At 67.0% G+C, this 6,151-nt stretch carries 5 protein-coding genes, 2 tRNA genes and 1 pseudogene; 3 read left to right on the forward strand and 5 right to left on the reverse strand.

Annotated elements, in window-relative coordinates; translation table 11 throughout:
• The 3 genes from U9980_RS19540 to U9980_RS19550 all read right to left on the reverse strand — a co-directional run.
• Nucleotides 1-787, reverse strand: a 787-nt coding sequence (locus U9980_RS19540; protein WP_416210329.1) for a hypothetical protein, incomplete at its 3' end; no start/stop codon positions are given.
• Nucleotides 788-878: 91 nt separating this feature from the next.
• Complete coding sequence (locus U9980_RS19545) at nt 879-1,724, reverse strand: hypothetical protein (protein WP_322769244.1); 846 nt, start codon at nt 1,722-1,724, stop codon at nt 879-881.
• A 205-nt stretch (nt 1,725-1,929) separates the two neighbouring features.
• A complete protein-coding gene (locus tag U9980_RS19550; RefSeq protein ID WP_322769245.1) occupies nt 1,930-3,594 on the reverse strand; it encodes an alkaline phosphatase family protein in 1,665 nt (554 codons plus the stop codon).
• A gap of 222 nt (nt 3,595-3,816) precedes the next feature.
• Between U9980_RS19550 and U9980_RS19555 the strand changes: the two genes are divergently transcribed.
• From U9980_RS19555 to U9980_RS19565, 3 genes are all read left to right on the forward strand, one after another.
• Nucleotides 3,817-4,374 carry a hypothetical protein gene (locus tag U9980_RS19555; RefSeq protein ID WP_322769246.1) on the forward strand — a complete coding sequence of 186 codons (558 nt, stop codon included), beginning with the start codon at nt 3,817-3,819 and terminating at the stop codon, nt 4,372-4,374.
• 370 nt (nt 4,375-4,744) lie between these two features.
• Nucleotides 4,745-4,819, forward strand: a tRNA-Asp gene (locus U9980_RS19560).
• Between the two features lie 90 nt (nt 4,820-4,909).
• A tRNA-Phe gene (locus U9980_RS19565) sits at nt 4,910-4,983 on the forward strand.
• An 8-nt stretch (nt 4,984-4,991) separates the two neighbouring features.
• Here U9980_RS19565 and U9980_RS19570 read toward each other — a convergent pair.
• Together U9980_RS19570 and U9980_RS19575 are read right to left on the reverse strand one after the other, a co-directional pair.
• Nucleotides 4,992-5,942 carry a site-specific integrase gene (locus tag U9980_RS19570; protein WP_322769247.1) on the reverse strand — a complete coding sequence of 317 codons (951 nt, stop codon included), beginning with the start codon at nt 5,940-5,942 and terminating at the stop codon, nt 4,992-4,994.
• Nucleotides 5,935-6,151: pseudogene (locus U9980_RS19575) on the reverse strand (aminoglycoside phosphotransferase); the annotation flags it as partial. The pseudogene U9980_RS19575 and the gene U9980_RS19570, both read right to left, overlap by 8 nt.

Consider the following 6,151-nt stretch of genomic DNA (forward strand, 5'->3'; position numbering starts at 1 on the left):
CGGACGGGTGCGCAACGTCCCTGCGGGTCACCGCCAGGAAGCTGACGAAACCGACGATCACAATCGCCAGAACCAGGCTGACCGGCCCGGTGCCCAGTTCAAGGCCACCGCGACCATGCGACACCCCCATCCAGTCGGCGAAGGAGGCACCGAGCGGCCGGGTCACGATGTAGGCAAACCAGAAGGCGAAAATCCCGTTCAGACCAGCCAGCCGGTAGGCCAGGGCCGGCACTGCCATCAGGACGGCAAACATCACACCCGAGGAGAAATACCCCAGGTGCGCGGTTGTCGCGGTCATGTCTCCCAGGGCGGTACCGAGCGCGAACGTCGTCATTACCGTGGCCCAGTAGAAAGCCTCACGGCGACGGGTGTGGATACTGTGGATGGAGAGGGTTTTCTCGCTCGCATACCAGACCATGAAGATGACGGCCAGCGCGATCACGAAAAACGCCGTGGACACGAGATACGGGATGCCGAGTCCGACATGCAGGACATCAGCCGCCATCGTGCCGAACACACTGACCATGACAACGGCTGTCCAGTAGATCCAGACAACATATCGACGGACGTAGAACTGCAGCGCCAGCGCGGCCGCCAAGCACACGCCGGCGAGACCGACGGCAATCATCGGGCTGAGTTGGTGGGCCAGGTAGTCCGACGTCGTCTCCCCCATGCCGGTGGTCAGCACCTTGGTGATCCAGAAGTACGCCGTCACTTCCGGGACCTTGCTCATTGCGCGCCGAGCACGGTCCCGAAGCACGTTCTGTTGGAGTTGACCTGTCGCCATGGTCGCAACGATGGCACAGCTATCCCCGCGCATCCCCAACCGGGTCGACGACCCCCGCGACGCCGCGTCCCCTATTGCCGGTTGCTCTTAGTCACCGTGTCCGGCTGACGGCTGGTAACAAATCCGGCTGAGGTGGCGCAGACGGCTGCTCGGGTGGGGTGAGGATTGCGAGCTCGACCGCTGCGGCCACGGCGACGACGAACCCGATCGCGGCGAGCGGGAGGCAGCCCGGACGGACCTGGTCCCCCAGCAGCGCAAACCCCATCGCGGCCGGGATGAGGGTTTCCGCCGCGCCCTGGCTGGCGGTGACAAGCGTCACCGAGCCGCGTTGCAACGCGGCTCCGAACGCACTCAACCCAAGCAGACCGTAGGCCAGTAGTGCCCAGGAAAGGGGGTCGGTGAGGACAGCGCCGAAAGTGTGATCGGCGTCCAACGCCCGTGCACACAGCGCGGTCCCGCCGAACGCCAGCCCCGACAGCGCTCCGAGCACCACAGCGGCGCGCTCTCCCCGCAGGGATCGGCCCGCCGCCGCGCTGGCGGCAACCAGGACGGGAACGAACAGCGCGATCACTATGGTCGCGATGGTGCCCACCGGACGCGGCGGCGCGGGCTGCGCGGTGAGGGCAAGAAGGATCAGGCCGACACCGAGCGCCGCCAGCGCGCGCAGTTGCGCCGGTCCCGGACGGCTGCGCAGGAACACCGCAGCCAGTACCGCGGTGACGCCGGCACTGCCGGCGAGGGTCGCCTGGACCGCGAACAGCGGCAGCGATCGCACCGCCACCAGTGATAGCAGCCAACCGACAAGGTCGAGTGCCAGTCCGATCAGGTAGGGCAGCTGTCGCGCGAGCCGTGGCAGCAGACGCGGATCGAGCGCGCCGGCGGTGACAAGCCGGCGCGCGCCCACCGACTGCAGCACCGAACCGGCCCCATAGCACACAGCACAACCAAAAGCGGACAGGTATGCAACAACAAACACCTGATGATCTAACCACCTGCCGATGACGACCACTCCGGCACCCCCGGCGCGACGTGCCCACGGGCAGCTGTCGAGGCCTTTCCCGACGGCGGCCGGGACCACCCGAAATGGGTGGTCCCGGCCGCCCTCAGGTACCGCTGTCGCAGACCTGCCGAGGAGAAATCCCTCAGCGCAGCGGCAGCGCCCGGGTGTGCTCGATCCGTACCGCCCGCAACGCGTCCGGGTCCAGGCCGAGCAGGGCCAGGATCGTCGGGGCAATCTGGGTGGTCTCGACCCGATGCCCGTCCACCTCGTGGTGTGCAACGCCTGCGCCGGACACGACCAGCGCGACGTCACGGTCCTGCGGGTCCGACCCGCCATGTTCGGCGATCTTGCCGGTGCCGCCGGTGAACACGACGCCGTGCGTCACGACACCCACGACATCGGGATGGCGCGGGTCACCGGGACGGGTGCCGAAGAACGCGGCTGCCCCGTCCCCCGCGTAAACGGCCGTGAGGCCCGAGGCGGGCAACGTGGTGGGCGTGCCGTCGATCGTCTTGCCCGCCGCCGGGTGGGTGAGCAGGAAGGTACGGGCGAACGCGGTCGCCGCCGCCGAGGTGTCGCTGAGCCAGAACTGCAGGACGTCGTCATCGACCGCGAAGGCCACCAGCGGGGCCGCACCGGGATGCCCCGCAGCCCATGCCGCGTTCAACCCGTCGATGATCGGTCCGTCGGCGACGCGGGTGAGATCGGCCGGGTCGGTGGGCGACTGGCCGTGCTTCGCGGACAGGATGACCGTGGTGCTGCCGGTCAGGCCGCGGCGCTGGATCTCCTCCACGATCGTGGCGACGCTCGCGTCGACATAGCCCAGCGCGCGGGCGAGCAGCGGACCGGGGGTGACGCCGCCGGGCAGGTATCCGCCGGTCAGACCATCCGAGCGGGGCAGCTTCTCGGCGGTGGAGACCGTCTGGAAGTTCATCCCGAAGATGGCCGGCGTACCGACCTTCGTCGTCCGGCTGTGGTCGTAGCCGTCGATCTCGTTGAGGACCGCCTGCAGCTTGTAGCTGTCGTACTGCTGTGTCGCGGCGTTGTCCTTGGTCCAGTCACCGGAAGCGAAGCCGATCGCGGTACTGTTGATCTCCGGGGTGAACAGGTCCTGGACGCCGGTACCGGACGGCCCGTTGACGATCTCGTATGCGGGGTGCTTGTCCGACCATGCGGTGCGCAGCCCGGCGGCCCGTGCCACCTCGAAGACGGTGTTCACCTTGAGGTAGGAGTGCGGGTAGACCGGCATGCAGGTGGTCGGGTCCACCGGCAGCAGGGCCGGGTTGATCAGCGTCTGCGGTGTCGCGGTCAGCGCGAGGATGCCGCCGGGCAGGCCCGGCAGGTGCGCACCGGCGTCGATCGAGGTCGGGTCGCGGTCGAGGCCCTCGGTGTAGTTGACCTCGGTACCGGCCTTGACACCCGCGCAGGATGTCGTTCCCGCCGGCAGCAGCTGCGAGTTGTAGGTGTCGTCGTAGTAGATCCCGGTCGTGGCCGGGTTCCCACCGGTCACCTGCGCGATCAGACCCGGGAACGAGTCCGACGGCACCGGTGTCTGCGCCCGGGTGAACTCGGTACCCCGGCGGACCAGGCGGGCAAGGGCCGAATCCGGATACTGAGCGACATACCATTCCAGGTCGGACTGGTGCAGGCCGTCCACCGACAGCAACAGCACATGTCGGGCCGACCCGTGGCCGTGACGATTGTCGGTAGCAGTGGCCGGGCCGGCGGCTGCCACCCCACCAATGACGGCAGCGGCCAGTAATCCAGTCGTAACGGCGGCGGCCGACCGCGGGAAAATGCGGGACACAGTTCCTCCTTATGCAACCGGTGCCACACCGGGTGCCTCCGCATTGCTAGACCTCTACGGCGACCGGGGCAGGATTGTCAGGTAAACAGGACACGAAAAGACCTTTCAGCGGACCTTCATCAACCTCTTAAACTTCTCCTAATCGGATGTCAGGTAGCGCCCAGCCCGACCTACCACGCTGAGTAGGTACCGCCACGGTGGCGGTACAGGAGGAGGCACGACATGACGGATCAGCCTGGCTGGCATGGCTGGGATGCGGCGGCACCGCCATCCCCACCGTCCTCGGAATCCCCGACGAACCAGGCCCCGCAGCGACGTCGGTTCGGCAAGGCGGCGGGGCTGCTCGGCGCCGGTGTGCTGGCCGGAGCGATTCTGGGCGGCACCCTCAGCGCCACCGCAGCGTCCCCGAGCCCGAGCCCGAGCGGATCAGCCGGGACGACCCAGACCGCCCCGGACAACGACGGCGACGGTCATGGTTTCGGGCACGGTGGCGCCCTCGATCAGACCGGTACCGTGACCGCGGTCGGGTCGGCATCGGTAACCATCAAGACCAGTAGCAGCACGACCGAATACGCGGTCACCAGCGACAGCGACATCGACAAGAACGGTGAAGCGCAACTGAGCGACCTGAAGGTTGGCGATTCTGTCACCTTCAACACCACCACCGTCAACGGCAAAGCCACGATCGACAAGCTGCACTCCGGCGACGAAGCGCTCAACATGCCGCATGGCCGTCACGGCTCGGGCACCGACAGCTCTAGCGGGACGCCAGCCGGGTAGGCAACCTGTGCGGACCGGAAAGGATCGGAGTAGGACAGCCGGGCAATAGGGGCGTGGATCAAGAAACGGGGCCGGGGCGGGTAGATCGCGAGGTGCGAGGAGGGAGGCACCGGAGGTTGTGGGTGTCGACCGACGACGACACAGCGGGGTACGTGCCCCGGCCCCGCCCCCGCGCAGGTGCAGGCAGGCCCACCCGCCCCGGACCGCCCCGCCATCCTGTATGCTGCTGTTGCACTCCTGAGCGAAGCCCCCGCCAGCCAGGCGCGGTGGTGGGTCTGAGGGATGGGACGCCCTGCCTCACAGGTGCAGGGCCTCACAGAGACACAACATCACAAGCGAGATCGTGATACAACTGAACAGCACACAGCATGGTCCTGTGGTGAAGCCTGGAGTTCACGCCGCCCTGTCAAGGCGGAGGTCGCGGGTTCGAATCCCGTCAGGACCGCGCTCGCACCATCGGTTGATGTCAGCGTAATGTTGATCTCACCGGTTGGGGCGACCTGGTTGGGCCGTGTTCGGCAGGATGGTTGCACCGGGGCAGGTAGCTCAGTCGGTACGAGCGTCCGCCTGAAAAGCGGAAGGTCGGCGGTTCGACCCCGCCCCTGCCCACGTCTGAATCATCTTGTTCGACGTCCCTTCGGGACTGTCTTCCCGCAGGTCACGATGTCTGTCCAGGGGGGACGACCCCTGGAACCCCCGGTGTCGATCTTCTCACGTAGTGGGTACCAGCTCCGCCGGAGGTTGTCCGGCTCGATCGGCGTTCCAATCACGCTCGTGAAGACGTGGCCCGTCTCAACCCAGTCCGGCCCGACGTGCGCCCGTTCCTCCCGCTGTCGCTCGAAATGATGACGGAGCGCGTCCGCGGTAGCACCGAGAAGCGGGATCGTCCGTTCCGACCACTCCGTCTTCTGCGTGACCGTCCGCAGCTCGCCACCGACCCGTTGCAGGTTGCGCCGCACGGTAAGCGTCCCGGCATCAAAATCGATGTCCGACCAGTGCAGCCCGAGCAGCTCACCACGCCGCAACCCGAGGAAGAGTGCGAGGACGTAGAGCGCGTGCCACTGGTCGTTCTCTGCCGCCGCCAGCAGCTTGCGTGCCTGATCCACGGTAAGCCCACGGTTGACCTTGTACTTCGGGCCGGAGACCTTCACCAGCTTCGCCACGTTTCGACGGATCAGCTCCTCCCGTACCGCCGCCTCCAACGCATTGCGGAGCACAGCGTGCGCCTGCTGCCGCAGACGGACGGACGGCAACGACTTGCAGCACCGGCCGACCGCACAGCACCGCCGCTCGCCCTCGGCCCGCTTCTGGTCCGTCTTGTGGATGCAGCACAGACACATGTTCTCCAGCCGTCGGAGGAACAGCCTCACGTCGGCCCCGGTCAGCTTGTTCAGCTTCTTCTTGCCGAGCGCCGGAACCAGGTGCACCCGGACGACCACTTCGTAACCCTGGTACGTCCTCGGCTTGCACGCCGGCTTCACGATCTGCTTAAACCCGCCAAAAGGCTCGAACTGACAGGAATCGACGGAGAGGTCTGACGTCGTAAGCCGACTCGATGACCTACTCACCCAAGGACTCCGGATAGTGGCGCCGCAGGATTCTCCGTGCGTGCCGGTGCAGAGGCGCCGCCAGGTCGGGGTGGTCGCCGTACTCGACCAGGCCAAGAAGTTTTGCCGCCGCCGCCAGGTGGGCGACGGCGCCGGCCGACGAAGAGAGCAGGTCACCGAAGACTGTGAAGACCTGATCGGCGATCTCGGGCTGAAGCAGGCTCGAACAG

Origin of the sequence: Protofrankia sp. Cr1, from assembly GCF_963555865.1 — a bacterium.
In the GTDB taxonomy this organism is placed as follows: Bacteria; Actinomycetota; Actinomycetes; order Frankiales; family Frankiaceae; genus Protofrankia.